A 17,110-nucleotide genomic window follows, 5' to 3' on the forward strand; every position below is an offset into this window, starting at 1 on the left:
CAATCTTGGAAGTTTCGGCACCAACATTGGTGCCGAAACTTCCAAGATCTCGGGAGAAGTAGGACTGCCACCCGCAGGATGGCCCGGCGGGCGGCGGTCACCGCGGGCAGACCACACGACCGCGCGGTCCGCCCGCGTCCGGAACTACCCGGCCATCCCCGCCGCGCGCAGGATCTGCTCGGCCACGACCGCCGCCCCCTTCTCCCCGATCAGGATCGAGTAGTGGTTGGTGTCCGGCACCGCCACCGCCGGGACCTCCAACCCGGCGACCCGCTGCGCGGTGTAGAGCGGGTTCGGGTCGTCGAGCATGCCCCGCTCGGCGTACAGCAGCACGCCGGGTACCGGCAGCTCGTGGATCGCGGCGAGGGTCTCGGAGTCGACGAGCACCTGGGCGCCGTCGGTCCGGATCGCGTCGACGACGCACGACGACCGGTACGGGCCGTCGCCGGCGGGATCGACCTGGACGAGGTCGTGCTGGATGTACGCCTCGACCTCCGGCGTCCAGTCTCCCGCGAACGCCGGATGCTCCTGCCAGAACCTCCGGTACGCGTCCCGGTCCGGGAACGTCATGTCCAGGCGGGCCACGGCCGGCCCGAGGACCGCCGCGAGGACCGCGTCGATGTCGGTGCCGGCCGGTACCGGGAACGTCAACCCGCCGTCGACCAGGACGACCCCGCTCACCCGCCCGGGGTGGCGGGTCGCGGCCACCGCCGCCACGAACGCGCCCATCGAGTGTCCGACCAGGACCGCCCGGCCGGCGCCGACCGCGTCCAGACTGAGCCCATCGAGGACCGCGACCAGGTCGTCGGCGTGGCGGGTGATGCCGTACGGGCCGGGCGCCCCGCTGCTGCCGGCCCGGCCGCGCAGGTCGGGGGCGACCAGCGTGACCCGGCCGGCGAGCTGCCGCGCCACCCGCCCCCAGGACAGGCCGTTGGCGGTGATGCCGTGCGCGGCCACCACGACCGGCGCGTCGGCCGCCTCGGCCGGCCATACGTGGACGAGCAGGTCTCCGATCCGGTTCGAGGTCATCACGCGCGCCTCCAGCGTCGGCTCAGCCCGGCGATCCCGCCGGGCAGGAAGTAGACCACGGCCACGAACAGCGCACCGAGGATGAACTGTGGCTCCGACAGCGGCAGCCGGACCGCCTTCGGCAGGCCCGCCACCGCGTCGGAGCCGGCGACGGCCGCCAGCCGCTGGTCGAGGTAGGTGTACAGGATGCCGCCGAGCAGCGCGCCCCAGCGGGTACCGGCGCCGCCGAGCACGGTCATCACCAGCAGCCCGACCGTGAACGACGACGTGGTGATCTGCGGGGTGGAGCCGCCCAGCAGGAGCAGGTGGACGACACCGCCTCCGGTCGCCAGGAACGCCGACAGCACGTACGACAGCAGCCGGAACCGGTACGGCGACAGGCCCAGGACGGTGACCCGGCGCTCGTTGTCGCCGATGGCCCGCCACACCCGCCCGGGCTCGGACTCCACCGACCAGCGGACCACGAGCACGACGACGACCAGGTACGCCAGCGCCAGCCAGTACAGGTTGACGGTGTTGGCCACCCCGGCGAAGGCGGCGGGCGTGTCGGCGAGCGACAGTCCCTCCTCCCCGCCGGTGACGTGCGCGCTCATCACCAGGATCGAGCCGACCTGCGCGAACGCCAGGGTCACCATCGCGAACGCGATGCCCTTCACCCGCAGCGCCACCGCGCCGAGCAGCGCCGGCAGCAGCAGGCCGACCCCGGCCGTGGCGGCGAGCGCCGGCCCCCAGCCCCAGTGCAGCTTGGTCACCGCGATGTTGGTGGTGTAGCTGCCCGCGGCGACGTACAGGGCGTGACCGAACGACAGCAGTCCGGTGTGGCCGTAGAGCAGGTCGTAGGTGACCGCGAACCCGGCGAACAGCAGGCACAGCGCGAGCAGTTGCAGCGAGCCGGGGGTGTTCAGCCCGCCGGGCAGCACGCCGGGCAGCGGCAGCGTCGTGTACGGCACCGCGACCAGAACCACCAGGACGGCCAGCGGCCACCATCGCGTGACGAGGGACCTCATGCCGCCGCCTTCCCGCTCAGCCCGCCCGGACGGACCAGCAGCACCACGGCGAGCAGCAGCACCACGGACGCCTCGCCGACCCCGGCGGCGGCGTAGTAGTTGGCGAACTGCTGCACCAGGCCGACCAGGACGGCGGCGAGCGCGCAGCCGGTGATCGAGCCCATGCCGCCGATCACCACGACGATGAACGCGAAGATGAGCAGTGACCCGCCGAGGCCGGGGGTGATGCTGCCGAAGTACATGGCCGCCAGCGCCCCCGCGAGGGCCGCCACGGCGCCGCCGATCGCGAAGACCAGCGTGAACGCCTTGCGGACGTCGATGCCGAGCGCGGTGACCATCGTGCGGTCCTCCACCCCGGCCCGGACCACCAGGCCGTACCGGGTGCGCCGCAGGAACGCCAGCAGCAGCGCGAAGACCGCGATGGCGGCGCCGATCAGCAGGAACCGGTCGTTGGGCACGGCCGCGCCGAGTACCCGGGTCGTCGCCGCCGTCCAGCCGGGTTTGGTGAACGTCAGCGGGTCGGCGCCCCAGCCCGCCTGCAACAGCGCGACCCCGGCGGCCGACAGCCCGACGGTCACCAGGACCTGCTGGATGGGCCGGGCGTACAGCGGGCGGATGAGCGCCAGTTCGACGGCGACCGCGAGGACGGTACCGGCGGCCACGCCGACCGCCACGGCGAGCGGGAACGGCCAGTGCCCGGCCGCCCACCAGGTCGCGTACGCGCCGACGCCCAGGAAGAGGCCGTGCGCGAAGTTGAGCACGTCGGCCAGGCCGAAGATGAGCGACAGCCCGGAGGCGATGAGGAAGTACAGCGCGCCCAGGCCGAGCCCGGTCAGCGCCAACAGGACCAGCGTGCTCACGCGCGGCTCACCCCCAACAGCTCCGGCAGCCGGTCCGGTTCGTCCGACAGCGCCCCGGCGTAGGCGACCCGCCCCTCGGCGATCAGGACCGCCCGGTCGGTCAGCCGGCGTACCAGCGCCAGGTTCTGCTCGACCAGCAGGATCGGTACCGTCGCCGCGGCGCGTTCCAGCACGTCGGCCACCTCCGTGACGATCTTCGGCGCGAGCCCCTTGGTCGGCTCGTCGACCAGCAGCATCCGGTTGTCGTTGAGCAGGGTCCGGCCGATGGCGACCATCTGCTGCTGGCCGCCCGACAGCGTGCCGGCCGGCTGACCAGCGCGGGTACGCAGCTCCGGGAACAGCTCGTACACCAGGTCGTAGCGGGGGCTGCGGTCCCGCTCGGCCAGCCGCAGGTTCTCGGCGACGGTCAGCCCGGCGAACACCCCGCGATCCTCGGGCGCGTACCCGATCCCGCGCCGCACGATCTCGTACGGGCGCCGGCCGGCGAGGTCGGCGCCGTCGAACACGACCGTGCCGGTCCGCGCGACGAGCCCGAGGATCGCCTTCAGGGTCGTGGTCTTGCCGGCCCCGTTGCGCCCGAGCAGCGCGGTCACCCCGGAGCCGGGCACGGTGAAGCTCACACCCTGGAGGATGTGCGAGTCACCGATGCGTACGTGCAGGTCGTCCACGGTCAACAGGTCCATCAGAGCGGCTCCCCCAGGTACGCGTCCCGCACGGTCGGGTCCGCCATGATCTTGTCCGGGGTGTCGATGGCGAGCAGCGCGCCGTGGTGCATCACGGCGACCCGGTCGGCCAGGTCGAGCAGCACGTGCATGTGGTGCTCCACCATGAGGATGGTCCGGTCCAGGGACCTGATGACCTCGGTCAGCGCCGGTACGTCGGCGGCGCCCAGCCCGGCCATCGGCTCGTCGAGCAGGATCACCCGCGGGTCGGTGGCGAGCAGGATGGCCAGCTCCAGCTTGCGCTTGTCGCCGTGGGACAGGGACCCGGCGATCTCGGTCGCCCGGTCGGCGAGCCCGACCCGCTCCAGGGCCTCCGTCGCGGTAGCGAGCGCCGCGGTGTCCGCGGTCGCCCGCCGCCACAGCCGCAGGCACGGACCACGCCTGGCCGCGGCGGCGAGCCGGACGTTCTCGGCGACCGTCAGCGAGGCGAACACGCTGGAGGTCTGGAAGGTACGTCCGAGCCCGCGCCGGGCCCGCCGTTGCGGCGACTCGCGGGTGATGTCGGCCCCGTCGAGCCGGATGCTTCCGCCGCTGGCCGGCAGGAGGCCGGAGACCAGGTTGAACAGCGACGTCTTGCCCGCGCCGTTGGGGCCGATCACCGCGACGAACTCCCCCTCGGCGACGGAGAACGTCACGTCCGACACGATCCGCGCCCCGCCCGCGTGCCAGGACAGGCCGTCGACGGCGAGCACCTCCGCCATCACCGAACCCCGGCCGTCACTTCTTGGCCGCGACCGGCGGCGCGACCGCCTCCGGGTCGAGCTTCTTGACCAGCTCCGCCTTGGGCGTGGCGCCGCCGGTGAGCCTGGCGACGAACATCGGCTGGAGCAGCGCGTGGTCCTGCGCGCGGACGGTCAGCTTCCCCTTGGCGCCGTCGAAGCTCCAACCTTCCAGGGCCTTCACCATCGCGTCGGCGTCGTCACCGGCGCCCGCCGCGTGCACGATCATCTGGGCGGCGGTGAAGCCGTCCACGGTGAACAGGTCGACCGTGCCGCCGGCCTTGGTGACCCGCTCGGTCATCGCCTTCTCCGCGTCGGTGCCGCCGGCCCCGGCGAAGTAGTGCGACAGGAAGCTGATCTTCTCGCCGACCGGCCCGTACGACGGCCAGGTGGCGGCGATGTCCAGGCCGGTGACGACCGTGGTGACGCCGAAGACACCCTGCTGGCCGAGCGCGGTCCACATCGCCTGCGCGGTGGTACCGGCCCAGGCCACGAACAGCAGGTCGGGCTTGGCGTCGTGGGCCTTGGTGGCGAACGGGGTGAAGTCGGTGGTGCTGGCCGGCACCATGATCTGGTCGACGGCCGCCCCGGCGCCGCCCAGGACCGACTTGACGGCGGCCACGTTGGCCTGCCCGAACGCGCTGTCCTGGGCGAAGACCGCGACCTTCTTGCCGGTGACGTCGCCGACGGCCGCGGCGGCGGTACGGATGTCCTGCCAGGTCTGGCGGCCGGAGCGGAACGTGTAGTGCCCGGCGCCGGTGACCGCGTCGGTGGCCGCCGGCCCCGACACGTTCAGCACCTTGTTCTGCTCGGCCAGCGACGCGACCTGGACGGCCACGCCGGACGCGGTCGAACCCGCGATGATCTTGTATCCCTTGCCGATGAGGTCCTTCGCCCCGGCCACCGCCTTGGACGGGTCGCCGGCGTCGTCGACCTCGGTGACCTCGACGGTCCGCTTGCCGACCTTGCCCGAGCCCTTGGTCGCGTAGTCCAGGCCGGCCGTGAACCCTTCGAGGTACTCCTTGCCGTACGAGGCGAGCGCACCCGACTTCGAGTAGACCAGCCCGACCTTCACCGGCGTGTCCGTGCCCCCGTCGCCGGTGGCCGCCTGCTGCGGGCTACCGCATGCCGTGGCGCCGGCTGACAGGACGGCCGACATGGCCAGTCCGACCGCGAGACGTGTCTGCCGCATGGCCGCCTCATCCCCTTTATGGCCTCAGGTCACTGTGTTCTCGGCACACAATGTTTCGGCCAGGTTAAGGAGCGACCGTGACGCTCGATACGTACGCCGCCACCACAGTTGCGGGGGCGGGCATGTGGGCCGCACCCACGCCCACGGGTGACCGGGTGACCCGGGTGCGCGACCGTGCTCAGTGGCCGCGCGGCTCAACCGTGGTCGTGCAGCCGGTACAGGCGCAGCGCCAACTGGAGGTCGAGCGCCCGCTCCGGGCGCTGCCAGTCGGCGCCGAGCAGGTTGGTCAGCCGACCCAGCCGCTGGGTGACCGTGTTGACGTGGACGTGCAGCACCTCGGCGGCCCGCGCCGGGCTGGCCCCGACGCCGAAGTACGCCTCCATGGTCTGGCGCAGCACGGTGCCGTGCCGGGCGTCGTAGTCGAGGACCGGCCCGAGTGCGGCCCGCGCGTAGCGCGCGATGTCCCGCTCGCCGGAGCCGAGCAGCAGCCCCACGAAGCCGAGGTCGGCGCCGCTCGCGCCGTCGCCGGTCCGGCCGAGCGCGACCAACGCGGCGGCGCAGCGGTCGGCTTCGGCGTACGCGTCGGCCACCGCACCGGGTCCGTGTACCGGGCCGGCGGCGCCGACGGTGACCGGTACGCCGACCGCGCCGCGTAGCTCGCGCGCCAACTGGCGGGCCAGCTCACCCGGGTCGGAGCCGGGTACCAGCAGGACGCCGGCGCCGTCGCGGTAGGCGGCCAGGCCGCCCCGGTGCGCCGCCTGCCCGGCCGCCCAGGCGGTGATCCGCTGGCGCAGCTCGGCGGGGCCGCGCAGGACCAGCACGGCGTGCACCTCGTCGAGGTCGACGCCGAAGCGGCGGGCCCGTTCGCGCACCATCTCCAGGTCCTCGACCGGGCGCGAGACCAGGTCGTCCAGCAGCTCGCCGCGTACCCGGCTCTCGGCCTCGGCGAGGCTGCGCCGCGACAGCAGCAACAGCGCCGTCACGACCGCGGCCCGCTCCAGGATGCGCTGGTCGGCCTCGGCCAGCGGGCCGGCGGAGCGCAGGACCAGGCAGCACAGCGCCTGCCCGCCGGCGCCGCCGACGGTCGCCCACAGCTCGCCACGCTGGACGGTACGGCCGACCGCCCGCGCCGAGGCCGCCGCCTCGGCGACCACGGTGGCCGGACCGGCGTCGCCGACCGACGCCAGGCACCGCCCGTCCGCGTCGAGCACGCACAGCGCGCCGGTGAGCAGCTCGGCGACGCTCGCGGCCAGGTCGGACACGTCACCGCCGTGCAGGACCAGGCCGGCCATCCGGTCGTGCGCCTCCGCGGCGCGCTCGACCGACGCGCTGTGCTCGCGGATGAGCCGGTTGGCCGTGCTCAGCTCGGCCAGCGCCGACCTGGTCTCCGCCAGCAGCCGGGCGTTGTCGATGGCGACGGCGGCGTGCGCGGCGAGCGAGCCGAGCAGTGTGACCTCCTCCCGCGAGAACGGCCGCGCGCTGCGGTTGGCCGCGAAGAGCACCCCGACGATGCGGCCGCCCAGGCGCAGCGGCACACCCAGGATCGCGACCAGCCCCTCCTCGGCGACCGCCGCGTCGATCTCGCTGGTGTGCCGGAACCGGGCGTCACCGGGGTAGGTCGAGGTCACGTACGGGGTGGCGGTCTGGGCCACCAGGCCGCCCAGCCCGGCGCCCATCGGCAGCCGCAACTGCTGGAACCGCGCCGACACCGACCCGTCGGTGACCCGCATGTACGTGTCGCCGCGCTCCTCGTCGCGCAGCGTCATGTACGTGACGTCGGTGCCGAGCAGCTTGCGGGCCCGGCGCACGATCGCCTCCAGGACGGCGTCGAGGTCGTGCAGCGTCGCCAGGTCGGAGATCGTCTCCACCAGCGCGGACAGCTCCGCCTCCCGGCGCTTACGGCGTTGCAGCAGCGTACGCACGCCGAGCGCGATACCGCGGCCGCGCTCCAGCTCCTCGATCACCTCGGGCGGCGCACCGGCGGTACGCGCCTCGACGACGGGCCGGTCGAACTCGACGGTGGGCGCCTCCCGCGCGAGCAGGTCGAGGAAAGCGGTCGCCCATACCGCCGTTCCCGGCCCGCGCGCACCGGCCCCGGTCCGGTCCAGGTCGTCCAGCCCCACCTCGTCCAGCCCCACCTCGTCGATGCCCTCCGGTCGCCGTCCGCCCGCTCCCGAAAACCGGGTCGTCTCCGGGCCGCGGTATCCCGGGTCTCAGTGTGCGCTCCACCCACCGTCCATCATGATCGACTCCCCGGTGATGAACGACGCTTCCGGCGCACAAAGGTACGTGACCAGCTCGGCGACCTCGGCGGGTTCGATCAGCCGCTTGATCGCCGCCGGCGCCAGCATAATCTTCTCCACCACCTCGTCGGGCGCGATGCCGTGGGCCTGCGCCTGCGCCTCGATCTGCCGCTCCACCAGCGGGGTGCGGACGTATGCCGGGTTCACGCAGTTGGAGGTCACCCCCCGTCCGGCGCCCTCGATCGCGACCACCTTCGACAGGCCCTCCAGGCCGTGCTTGGCGGTCACGTACGCCGACTTGAACGGCGAGGCCCGTACCCCGTGCACCGAGGAGACGTTGACGACACGCCCCCAGCCGCCCGCGTACATGCCGGGCAGGCACTGGCGGGTGAGCCGGAACGGCGCCTCCAGCATGACCCGCAGGATGGTCGAGAAGACCTCCGGCGGGAACTCCTCGATCGGCGCCACGTGCTGGATGCCGGCGTTGTTGACCAGGATGTCGCACGTGACTCCGAGCCGGTCGACGGCGTCGAGGTCGGCGAGGTCGACCACGACCGCCCGGCCACCGATCTCCTCGGCGACCGACGTCACCGCGGCCTCGTCCCGGTCGAGGACGGTGACCGCCGCACCGGCCCGCGCGAGCCGGGCCGCGCAGGCCCGGCCGATCCCGCTCGCCGCGCCGGTCACCAGCGCGGTACGCCCGGCGAGATCTACCTGTACGGACATCAGTGCTCCCCCTTGCTGACCGACGCCACCGGATCGGGCGCCGTATTCGTTGCCAACCGTCGCCACCGCGACCAGGGCTGCCTGGCCAACCAGGGCGCGGCGGTCCCCCACAGGCCACGGCGGAACAGCAGGACCACCACGACGAACACGGCCCCGGTGACGATGCCGACGCCGTCGAAGCCCGCCGTGGCCAGCGTGTCCTCCAACTGCACGACCAGCCCCGCGCCGACCGCGCTCCCCCACAGCGTCCCGATGCCGCCTCCGACGACCATGAGGACCGCCTTGCCCGAGGTCGTCCAGTGCACGTCCTCCATGGCGGCGAAACCGTGCCCGACCGCGTGCAGGCCGCCGGCCAGCCCGGCCAGGACCGCGGAGAGCACGAAGGCGAGCAGTTTGTACCGCTCGACCGGATAGCCGAGCGCGCGGGCGCGGGCCGGGTTGTCCCGGATCGCCACGAGGACCCGCCCGAACGGCGAGCGCACGATCCGCCACGCCGCGAAAAGCCCGGCGAGGACCAGCGGCAGCGCCGCGTAGTAGAAGAAGAACGGGTCGGACAGGTCCATCCCGAACAGTTCTCTCGGGATGCCCTGGAGCCCGTTCTCCCCACCGGTCACCGACCGCCACTGGTTGGCGACGAAGTAGACCATCTGGGCGAACGCCAGGGTCACCATCGCGAAGTAGATGCCGGTCCGCTTCACCGACAGGTACCCGATCGGCGCGGCGAGCACGCCGGCCGCCGCGGCACCGGCGAGGACCGCCACCGGGAACGGCGCACCGGTGTGCAGCGCGACCAGTCCGGAGGCGTACGCGGCCGTGCCCCAGAACGCGGCGTGCCCGAACGACAGCAGGCCGGTGAAGCCGAGTAGCAGGTCGACCGCGATCGCCAGCAGCGCCCACGCGGCGATGTCCAGGGCGACCGGCGGGTAGATCAGCCACGGCAGGGCCAGCGCGACGACCAGGCCGACGACGAGGAGGAGATACCGCCTCATGCGCGCACCTCCTCGCGGCCGAACAGGCCCGCCGGGCGCAGGAGTAGGACCGCCGCCATGAGCAGGAAGACCAGGGTCTGCGACAGCGCCGGCAGGTACAGGTTGCACAGCGCCGACGCGACCCCGATGCCGAAGCCGGCCAGCACCGAGCCAAAGATCGACCCCAGGCCGCCGATCACCACGACGGCGAACACCGTGATGATCAGATCGGCGCCCATCAGCGGGTTGACCGCCCGCATCGGCGCGGCCAGCACCCCGGCCAGGCCGGCGAGGGCCACCCCGAACCCGAACACCGGCGTGACCCAGGCGCCGACGTTGACGCCCAGCGCCCGGGTCAGCTCCGGCCGCTCGGTCGCCGCCCGTACCACCATGCCGACCCGGGTACGCGTCAGCACGTACCACACCGCGGCGCACACGACCGCCGAGGCGACCAGCACGAACACCTGGTAGCCCGGGTAGTCGAACAGTCCGAGGTGGACCGGACGGTTCAGCGCCGCCGGCGGCGGGTACGGCCGCGACGCCACCCCGTACCCCCGCTTGAGCAGGTCCTGGAGCACCAGCGCGAGACCGAACGTGAGCAGGAAGTTGTACAGCGGGTCGAGGGCGGCCAGCCGGTGCACGACCAGCCGCTCCAGCACCGCGCCGAGCACCGCCAGCGCGACCGGCACGATCACCAGCGCCAGCCAGAAGCTCACGCCGGCGTCGGTCAGGAGGATGTACGCGCCGAACGCGCCGAGCATGTAGAACGCCCCGTGGGCGAAGTTGACCACGCCGAGCATGCCGAAGATGACCGACAGGCCGAGCGCCAGCAGCGCGAGGAACGCGCCGCTGACGAGACCGTTGAAACACTGCTGGACGACGTTGACCACGTCGGTCAGCCCAGCTTGCAGCCGGCGGCGGCGCTGTCGGCCACCGGCCGGAACGCCTCGGCCGCCGGGATGGTCCGCAGGATCTTCTCGTAGTCCCAGGGCTCGGAGACCTCGCTCGACGCCTTCACCTCGGCCAGGTACACGTCGTGCACGACCCGGTGGTCCTCGCCCCGGATCTTCGCGTTGCGGGCGAAGGCGTCGTCGAAGGTGTGCCCGTCGAGCTGCTTGACCACGGCGTCCGAGGCGTCGGTACCGGCCCGCTGCACCGCCTCCAGGTACTGCATGGCGGCGGAGTAGTTGGCGGCGTGGGCGAACGACGGGCGGGAGTTGGTGCGCTTGGTGAACTTGTCGGCCCACTGCCGGCTGCGCTGGTCGAGGTTCCAGTACCAGGCGTCGGTGAAGGTGGTGCCGGCGAACGCGTCCGGGCCGAGCGCGTGGATGTCGGTGATGAACATCAGACCCACCGACAGCTTGATGCCCTTGTCCCGCAGCTTGAACTCGTTGTACTGCTTGACCAGGTTCACCAGGTCGCCACCGGCCTGCATGGTGGCCAGCACGTCCGGCTTCGGGCTCAGGTTGGGCGCCTTGAGCAGGAAGGTGGAGAAGTTGTCGTTCGGGAACGGGGTGGGGTCCTTGGCGACGACCGTCCCGCCGGCCGAGGTGACCGCCGCCGTGAACGACTTCTGCATGTCCTGGCCGAACGCGTAGTCCGGGTACACCACGTACCAGTTCTTGCCGCCCTGGCTGGTGACCGTGGTACCGGTGCCGTGGGCGAGCATGTAGCTGTCGTACGCGTAGTGGTACGTGTACCTGTTGCAGGACTTGCCGGTCAGGTCGGTGGTGGCGCCGGTGATGTTGAAGTACAGCTTCTTCTTCTGGTTGGCGACCGTGGCGACCGCGAGGGCGGCCGACGAGGTCGGCACGTCGAGGATCACGTCCGCGCCCTGCCTGTCGTACAGCTCCTGCGCCTTGGAGTTGGCCACGTCCGGCTTGTTCTGATGGTCGGCCGTCACCACCTGGATGTTCTTGGTGATCGCCTTGTCGCCGTACCTGGCCTTGAAGTCCTCGACGGCCATCGTGACCGCCTCGACCGAGTTCCTGCCGGACAGGTCGGAGTACACCCCGGACTGGTCGTTGAGGACCGCCAGCACAATCTTGTCGCCGGACAGCTTGCCACCGGCGCGCGTCGGCCCACCGCCGCAGGCGGTGAGCGCGCACGTCGCGGCCAGCAGAATGGCACCCGCTCTACGCATTCCTTGACTCCTTACATACCCAGATAGGCGAGAAGTTCGTGCTCCCGGCGCCGGACCTCGGCGTTGTCGAGGCTGTCCACCACCCGCCCTTCGGCGATCAGGTAGTGCCGGTCGGCGACGGTCGTGGCGAAGTGCAGGTTCTGTTCGATGAGCAGGACGGTCACGCCGTGCGCCTTGACGGTGCGCAGGATGTCGCCGATCTGCCCGACCAGCAGCGGCGACAGGCCCTCGGTCGGCTCGTCGCACAGCAGCAGCCGGGCGCCGGTACGCAGCACCCGGGCCAGCGCCAGCATCTGCTGCTCGCCGCCGGACAGCTTGGTGCCGGGGAACGTCCGGCGCTCGGCGAGCACCGGGAACGCCTCGTAGATCCGCTTCAACGGCCACGGGTCCGGCCCGCTCACCGGCGGCAGGGTCAGGTTCTCCTCGACGGTGAGGCTCGCGTAGATGCCCCGGTCGTCGGGTACCCAGCCGATCCCGGCTCCTGCCCGGCGGTGCGGCGGCATCCCGGCCAGGTCGGCGTCCCGGTACCCGATGTGCCCGCGCTGCTGCCGGTGCAGCCCCATCACGCAGCGCAGCAGCGTGGTCTTGCCGGCGCCGTTGCGGCCGACCAGCGTCACGATCGAACCGGTGGGGACCTCCAGGTCGACCTCGCGCAGCACCTGCGCCTCGCCGTACCAGGCGGACAGCTCACGAATCCGCAGCATCGGACTCCCCCACGGTCGGTTCTCCCAGGTAGGCGGCGATGACCCGGGGATCGGAGCGGACGTCGACGTACGGCCCCTCGACGAGGATCCGGCCCTGCTGGAGCACGGTCACCCGGTCGGCGAGGCTCGCGACGACGGACATGTTGTGCTCGACCAGGACGACCGTCCGGCCCCGCGCCGCCCGCCGGACCAGGTCGACCGTGCGGTCGACGTCCTCGGCACCCATCCCCGCGGTCGGCTCGTCGAGCAGCAGGATCCGGGGGTCGAGGGCGAGCGCGACCGCCAGTTCCAGGGCGCGCTTGCGCCCGTACGCGAGGGCCCCGGCCGGCGCCTCGGCCACCTCACCCAGCCCGACGGAGTCGAGCAGTTCCTGGCCCCGGTCGCGGAAGCGGTGCAGGTGCCGGTCCGAGCGCCAGAACCGCCAGCCCAGTCCGGTGCCGGCCTGCAGTGCCAACTCGACGTGCTCGCGCGCGGACAGCGCGGGGAACAGCGTGGTGATCTGGAACGAGCGGGCAACCCCCAGCCGGGCGATCCGCTCGGGCGCGAGGCCCGTCACGTCCCGCCCGACGATCTCCACCCGCCCCGCCGACGGCGTCAGGAAGCCGCTGAGCAGGTTGAACAGCGTCGTCTTGCCGGCCCCGTTGGGGCCCACCAGCGCGTGTACGCTGCCCTCGGCGACCTCGAGGTCGACCTCGTTCACCGCGACGAACCCGCGGAACTCCCGGCGCAGCCCGCGGGTCGAGATGATCGCTCCCACCCGGATCCTCCGTCCCTGTGACGGAGAACACTAGGGGCGGTCGATACCGCCGGCCACGTGCGCGGCACCCATACCAGGGGGCCGGAGAGTGGACTGCCGCCACATGCTGCCGTAGTACGGGGCTACACCCGGGGAGACACCGGAGTGTGCGTACCGGCCTTCGCCGTCGACCGGGCCACCTCGCGCGCGGAACATGCGGCGCCGCACCGACCGACGGGTCAGCCCCGAGCCCGCGATGCCGCTGTCGCTCTGTTCGCCGAGTCGACGGGACGACCGGTCGAGGCTGTCCGTGCTGAACCGGTAACGACACCTGTCGGACCAACGTGGACGTTTACCGACATCGTTTGAGCTGGCGCCCTTGCGATACTCTCCGGCGTTGCAATCCAAGGATCTAGGGGAGTGATCTCGTGTTGGGTTCGGGAAAGATCGCGCTGGCCGCCGTCGCCCTGGGCGCTCTCGCCCTGGCCGGCTGCGGTTCTTCCGCGACATCGGACACCGCGAAGACCGAGGCGACGTCGAGCGTCCTGGCGCTGCTGCGCAGCGACGCCAAGGGCTCGCTGCAGAAGGCCGGGGAGAAGAGCGGCGACGCCAAGTCCGTCGTGATCTCGATGCAGGGCACCACCGCCGGCAAGAAATTCCAGGCCAAGGGTGCCGTCGCGCTGAGCACTCCGGTCACCGCGCAGCTCACCATGGACGACCCGGAGGACGGGCCGACCGAGGTCCGCATGCTCGGCACCGTCATCTACGTCCAAGTACCGGCCAAGGACCGGGCCGACCTGGACGGCAAGACCTGGATGAAGATGGACCTCGGCAAGGACTCCAAGAACACCGGCGAGTTCGCCCGCCAGTTCGACGACGTCGACCCGAGGAAGCAGGTCAAGACGATGATCGACAGCGGCGCCCTCAGCGTCGTGGGCGAGGAGACGGTCGCCGGGGTCAAGACCGTCCACTACGCGTCCACCGCGCCGATGTCGACGTACCTCGCGCAGCTTGACCCGGCGACCCGTCCGGAGGCGGAGAAGGCGATGTCAGCGCAGGGCATCAAGGAGGTCAAGACCGACCTGTGGGTCGACGAGCAGTACCTGATGCGGCGCAGCCACGTCGTGCTCGGCGACACCGACATGACCACCGACTACAGCGACTACGGCAAGCCGGTCACGGTCACGGAGCCGCCGGCGGCGGAGGTCTTCGACATGGCCGAGATGCTGAGCAAGCTCGGATCCGGTCTCACCGGCTGACCCCACGGCGCGAACCTCACGGCCGTGATCCCGAAGAGAACGCGGGCTACGCCCCGTCACCTAGCTCGCCGGGGTGAGCGCCGACTACTACGTACGCCTGGAGCAGGGACGGCTGCGCAACGTCTCAGGTGCGATCGTGGACGCCGTCGCGACGGCCCTGCGCCTCGACGAGGCCGAACGCACCCACCTGCACAACCTGGCCAGGCCGGCCCGCCAGGTCCGCCGGGCCGGTCGGCCGCAGCAGCGGGTACGGCCGAGCCAGCAGTGGCTGCTCGACGCCCTGTGCGGGGCGCCGGCGTACATCCTCGGGCGCGGCCTGGACATCCTCGCCTGGAACGACCTGGCCAGCGCCCTGTACGCGGTGGACCTCGGTGCGCTCGCACCGGAGCGGCGCAACATGGCACGCCTGATCTTCCTCGACGAGGGCGTCCGCAACCTGTGGGCCGACTGGGAGGGCAAGGCCCTCATCACGCTGGGCGGCCTGCGCATGCACGCCGGCCTGTACCCCGACGACCCGAGGCTGGCCGCCCTGGTCGGCGAGCTGTCCCTCAAGAGCCCGGAGTTCCGCCGGTGGTGGGCCGACCACCCGGTGTGGCGCCGGACCCACGGGGACGTGCGGTTCCACCACCCGGTCGTCGGGGACCTCACGCTGGCGTACGAGGCGATGGCGCTGCCCGACTCCCCCGATCTCAGCCTCGTCACCTACACCGCACAGCCGGGCTCGGCCGCGGAGGCCGCCGTCCACGCGCTGGCCGGCCGAAGCGCCGGTCCAACCCGGCAGGACGTGACGCGGCGCGACCACCCGATCGCTGCGCGCTGAGCGGCACCCTCGTGCGGGTGACCGCCCGGTATCCGGACGGTTGACATACCGCATCGACGCGCGGGGTACGTAGCGTGGCCGCTCATCGGCCGTTATCGTGCGGTCGGCGCCCACGAGGCGCACCCGACCGTCATGGAAGGCGCGTAATGACACCTCCCCCCGGCCCGTCGCGGCGCCGCGTCCTGGCCGCCGCCGCGGCCGCGGCGGCCGCTCCGCTGGTCGCCGCCGCTCCGGCGCAGGCGCACCGGCCGTCCGAGCCGTCCAGGCCCCAGCCCAAGACCTACGACCTGACCCTGCTGGGCACGTCGGACACCCACGGCAATGTCTACAACTGGGACTACTACACGGACGCCGAGTACGACGACAGCAAGCACAACGACGTCGGCGTGGCGAAGCTGGCGACGCTGGTCAACCAGATCCGCGCCGAGCGGCGCGGCAAGGCGACGCTCGTACTCGACGCCGGTGACACCATCCAGGGCACGCCGCTGGCCACGTACTACGCCAAGCAGGAGCCGATCACCTCGACCGGTGAGACGCACCCGATGGCCCGCGCGATGAACGTCATCAACTACGACGCGGTGACCCTGGGCAACCACGAGTTCAACTACGGCCTGCCCCTGCTCGCGATGTGGATCCGGCAGCTCGGCTTCCCGGCCCTGGCGGCGAACGCGGTCAACGCGAAGGATGGCAAGCCGGCGTTCCTGCCGTACATCATCAAGAAGGTCGACCTCGGCCCCGGCGCGCCGACGCTGCGCGTCGGCATCCTCGGCCTGACCAACCCCGGCGTGGCCATCTGGGACAAGGGCAACGTCGAGGGAAAACTTCGTTTTGTCGGCATGGTCGAGGCCGCCGCGAAGTGGGTGCCGGTCATGCGTGCGCGCGGCGCCGACATCGTCCTGGTCTCCGCACACGGCGGCGACAGCGGCACCTCCAGCTACGGGCCGGAGCTGCCGAACGAGAACCCGTGCGCGATGATCGCCGAGCAGGTGCCGGGCATCGACGCGATCCTGTTCGGGCACGCCCACAACGAGGTCGTCGAGCGGTTCGTGACCAACACCAGGACCGGCGAGCAGGTCCTGCTGTCCGAGCCGTCGAAGTGGGGGCAGCGGCTCACCCGGATGGACTTCACGCTCAGCCGGGACCGCGGCCGCTGGACGATCACCGGCAAGCGGGCCACGATGCTGAACACCAACACCGTGGTCGAGGACCCGAAGGTACTGGCGGCGGTGCGCGCCCAGCACACCAAGACCGTCAACTACGTCAACAAGGTCGTCGCCCGATCGAGCGTCGAGCTGTCCGCTGCGGAGTCGCGCTACAAGGACACCCCGATCCTCGACTTCATCAACAAGGTGCAGACCGAGGTCGTCACCGCGGCCCTGGCCGGTGGCCAGTACGCGGGCCTGCCGGTGCTGTCGATCGCCGCGCCGTTCTCCCGCACCGCCGTCTTCCCCGCCGGTGACGTGCGGATCCGGGACGTGGCCGGCCTGTACGTCTACGACAACACCCTCGAGGCCGTCGTGCTCAGCGGCGCCGAGGTGAAGGCGTACCTGGAGTACTCGGCGAAGTACTTCGTGACCCTCGCCCCCGGCGCTCCGGTCGACCCGGCGACGATCAGCGACCCGGCGGTGCCGGACTACAACTACGACGTGCTGTCCGGCGTCGACTACGACATCGACATCGCCCGACCGGTCGGCCAGCGGATCGTCCGGCTGGAGCGGGCCGAGCTGCCGATCGCCGACGGCGACCGGTTCGTCGTCGCGGTCAACAACTACCGGCGCAGCGGCGGCGGTGCCTTCCCCGGCATCGTGAAGACGCAGGTGTACAACGAGCAGAAGGAGATCCGCCAGCTGCTCATCGACTGGGCACAGGCCAAGGGCATCATTGACCCGGCCGACTTCTACCAGCCCAGCTGGAAGCTGGTCCGCGCGGGCGTCCCGGTCTTCTGACGGCGGTCGCGGGCGGGGCGTGCCGGCACGCCCCGC

Annotated in this window: 16 protein-coding genes; 3 read left to right on the forward strand and 13 right to left on the reverse strand. The window is 71.9% G+C overall.

What is annotated here, in order from left to right:
- Positions 1-144: 144 nt before the first annotated feature.
- The 13 genes from ACNTMW_RS14990 to ACNTMW_RS15050 form a co-directional block, all read right to left on the reverse strand.
- The gene (locus ACNTMW_RS14990) at positions 145-1,029 is read right to left on the reverse strand and encodes an alpha/beta fold hydrolase (RefSeq protein WP_426634200.1); all 885 of its coding nucleotides are present in this window, start codon (positions 1,027-1,029) and stop codon (positions 145-147) included.
- Positions 1,029-2,036 carry a branched-chain amino acid ABC transporter permease gene (locus tag ACNTMW_RS14995; RefSeq protein ID WP_426634153.1) on the reverse strand — a complete coding sequence of 336 codons (1,008 nt, stop codon included), beginning with the start codon at positions 2,034-2,036 and terminating at the stop codon, positions 1,029-1,031. Before ACNTMW_RS14995 ends, ACNTMW_RS14990 begins: the two co-directional genes overlap by 1 nt.
- On the reverse strand, positions 2,033-2,896 hold the full coding sequence (locus ACNTMW_RS15000; protein WP_426634155.1) for a branched-chain amino acid ABC transporter permease: 864 nt from the start codon (positions 2,894-2,896) through the stop codon (positions 2,033-2,035). Before ACNTMW_RS15000 ends, ACNTMW_RS14995 begins: the two co-directional genes overlap by 4 nt.
- The gene (locus tag ACNTMW_RS15005; RefSeq protein ID WP_426634156.1) at positions 2,893-3,579 is read right to left on the reverse strand and encodes an ABC transporter ATP-binding protein; all 687 of its coding nucleotides are present in this window, start codon (positions 3,577-3,579) and stop codon (positions 2,893-2,895) included. The genes ACNTMW_RS15000 and ACNTMW_RS15005 overlap by 4 nt, the downstream gene beginning before the upstream one ends.
- A complete protein-coding gene (locus ACNTMW_RS15010) occupies positions 3,579-4,319 on the reverse strand; it encodes an ABC transporter ATP-binding protein (RefSeq protein ID WP_426634157.1) in 741 nt (246 codons plus the stop codon). The genes ACNTMW_RS15005 and ACNTMW_RS15010 overlap by 1 nt, the downstream gene beginning before the upstream one ends.
- 16 nt (positions 4,320-4,335) lie before the next feature.
- Positions 4,336-5,529 (reverse strand): substrate-binding domain-containing protein, encoded by a 1,194-nt coding sequence (locus ACNTMW_RS15015; RefSeq protein WP_426634158.1) that lies wholly within the window; start codon positions 5,527-5,529, stop codon positions 4,336-4,338.
- Between the two features lie 194 nt (positions 5,530-5,723).
- A complete protein-coding gene (locus tag ACNTMW_RS15020; RefSeq protein ID WP_426634201.1) occupies positions 5,724-7,637 on the reverse strand; it encodes a helix-turn-helix domain-containing protein in 1,914 nt (637 codons plus the stop codon).
- Positions 7,638-7,742: 105 nt separating this feature from the next.
- Complete coding sequence (locus tag ACNTMW_RS15025) at positions 7,743-8,498, reverse strand: 3-hydroxybutyrate dehydrogenase (RefSeq protein ID WP_426634159.1); 756 nt, start codon at positions 8,496-8,498, stop codon at positions 7,743-7,745.
- Positions 8,498-9,487 (reverse strand): branched-chain amino acid ABC transporter permease, encoded by a 990-nt coding sequence (locus tag ACNTMW_RS15030; protein ID WP_426634160.1) that lies wholly within the window; start codon positions 9,485-9,487, stop codon positions 8,498-8,500. The genes ACNTMW_RS15025 and ACNTMW_RS15030 overlap by 1 nt, the downstream gene beginning before the upstream one ends.
- Positions 9,484-10,356, reverse strand: coding sequence for a branched-chain amino acid ABC transporter permease (locus ACNTMW_RS15035; RefSeq protein ID WP_426634161.1), 873 nt, complete (start codon positions 10,354-10,356; stop codon positions 9,484-9,486). The genes ACNTMW_RS15030 and ACNTMW_RS15035 overlap by 4 nt, the downstream gene beginning before the upstream one ends.
- Before the next feature lie 5 nt (positions 10,357-10,361).
- Positions 10,362-11,609, reverse strand: a complete 1,248-nt coding sequence (locus ACNTMW_RS15040) for an ABC transporter substrate-binding protein (protein ID WP_426634162.1) — start codon at positions 11,607-11,609, stop codon at positions 10,362-10,364.
- A gap of 11 nt (positions 11,610-11,620) precedes the next feature.
- Complete coding sequence (locus tag ACNTMW_RS15045; RefSeq protein WP_426634163.1) at positions 11,621-12,313, reverse strand: ABC transporter ATP-binding protein; 693 nt, start codon at positions 12,311-12,313, stop codon at positions 11,621-11,623.
- Positions 12,297-13,070: an ABC transporter ATP-binding protein gene (locus ACNTMW_RS15050; RefSeq protein ID WP_426634164.1), complete on the reverse strand. Its 774-nt coding sequence runs from the start codon at positions 13,068-13,070 to the stop codon at positions 12,297-12,299. The genes ACNTMW_RS15045 and ACNTMW_RS15050 overlap by 17 nt, the downstream gene beginning before the upstream one ends.
- Positions 13,071-13,477: 407 nt before the next feature.
- Here ACNTMW_RS15050 and ACNTMW_RS15055 point away from each other — a divergent pair, with 407 nt between their 5' ends.
- From ACNTMW_RS15055 to ACNTMW_RS15065, 3 genes are all read left to right on the forward strand, one after another.
- Positions 13,478-14,308, forward strand: a complete 831-nt coding sequence (locus tag ACNTMW_RS15055) for an SCO4651 family lipoprotein (RefSeq protein WP_426634166.1) — start codon at positions 13,478-13,480, stop codon at positions 14,306-14,308.
- Between the two features lie 73 nt (positions 14,309-14,381).
- Positions 14,382-15,128, forward strand: a complete 747-nt coding sequence (locus tag ACNTMW_RS15060; protein ID WP_426634167.1) for an MmyB family transcriptional regulator — start codon at positions 14,382-14,384, stop codon at positions 15,126-15,128.
- Between the two features lie 146 nt (positions 15,129-15,274).
- Positions 15,275-17,074 carry a bifunctional metallophosphatase/5'-nucleotidase gene (locus tag ACNTMW_RS15065; RefSeq protein ID WP_426634168.1) on the forward strand — a complete coding sequence of 600 codons (1,800 nt, stop codon included), beginning with the start codon at positions 15,275-15,277 and terminating at the stop codon, positions 17,072-17,074.
- The last annotated feature ends 36 nt before the right edge of the window (positions 17,075-17,110 follow it).

Source organism: Planosporangium spinosum, assembly GCF_049999945.1.
Taxonomy (GTDB): Bacteria; Actinomycetota; Actinomycetes; order Mycobacteriales; family Micromonosporaceae; genus Planosporangium; species Planosporangium spinosum.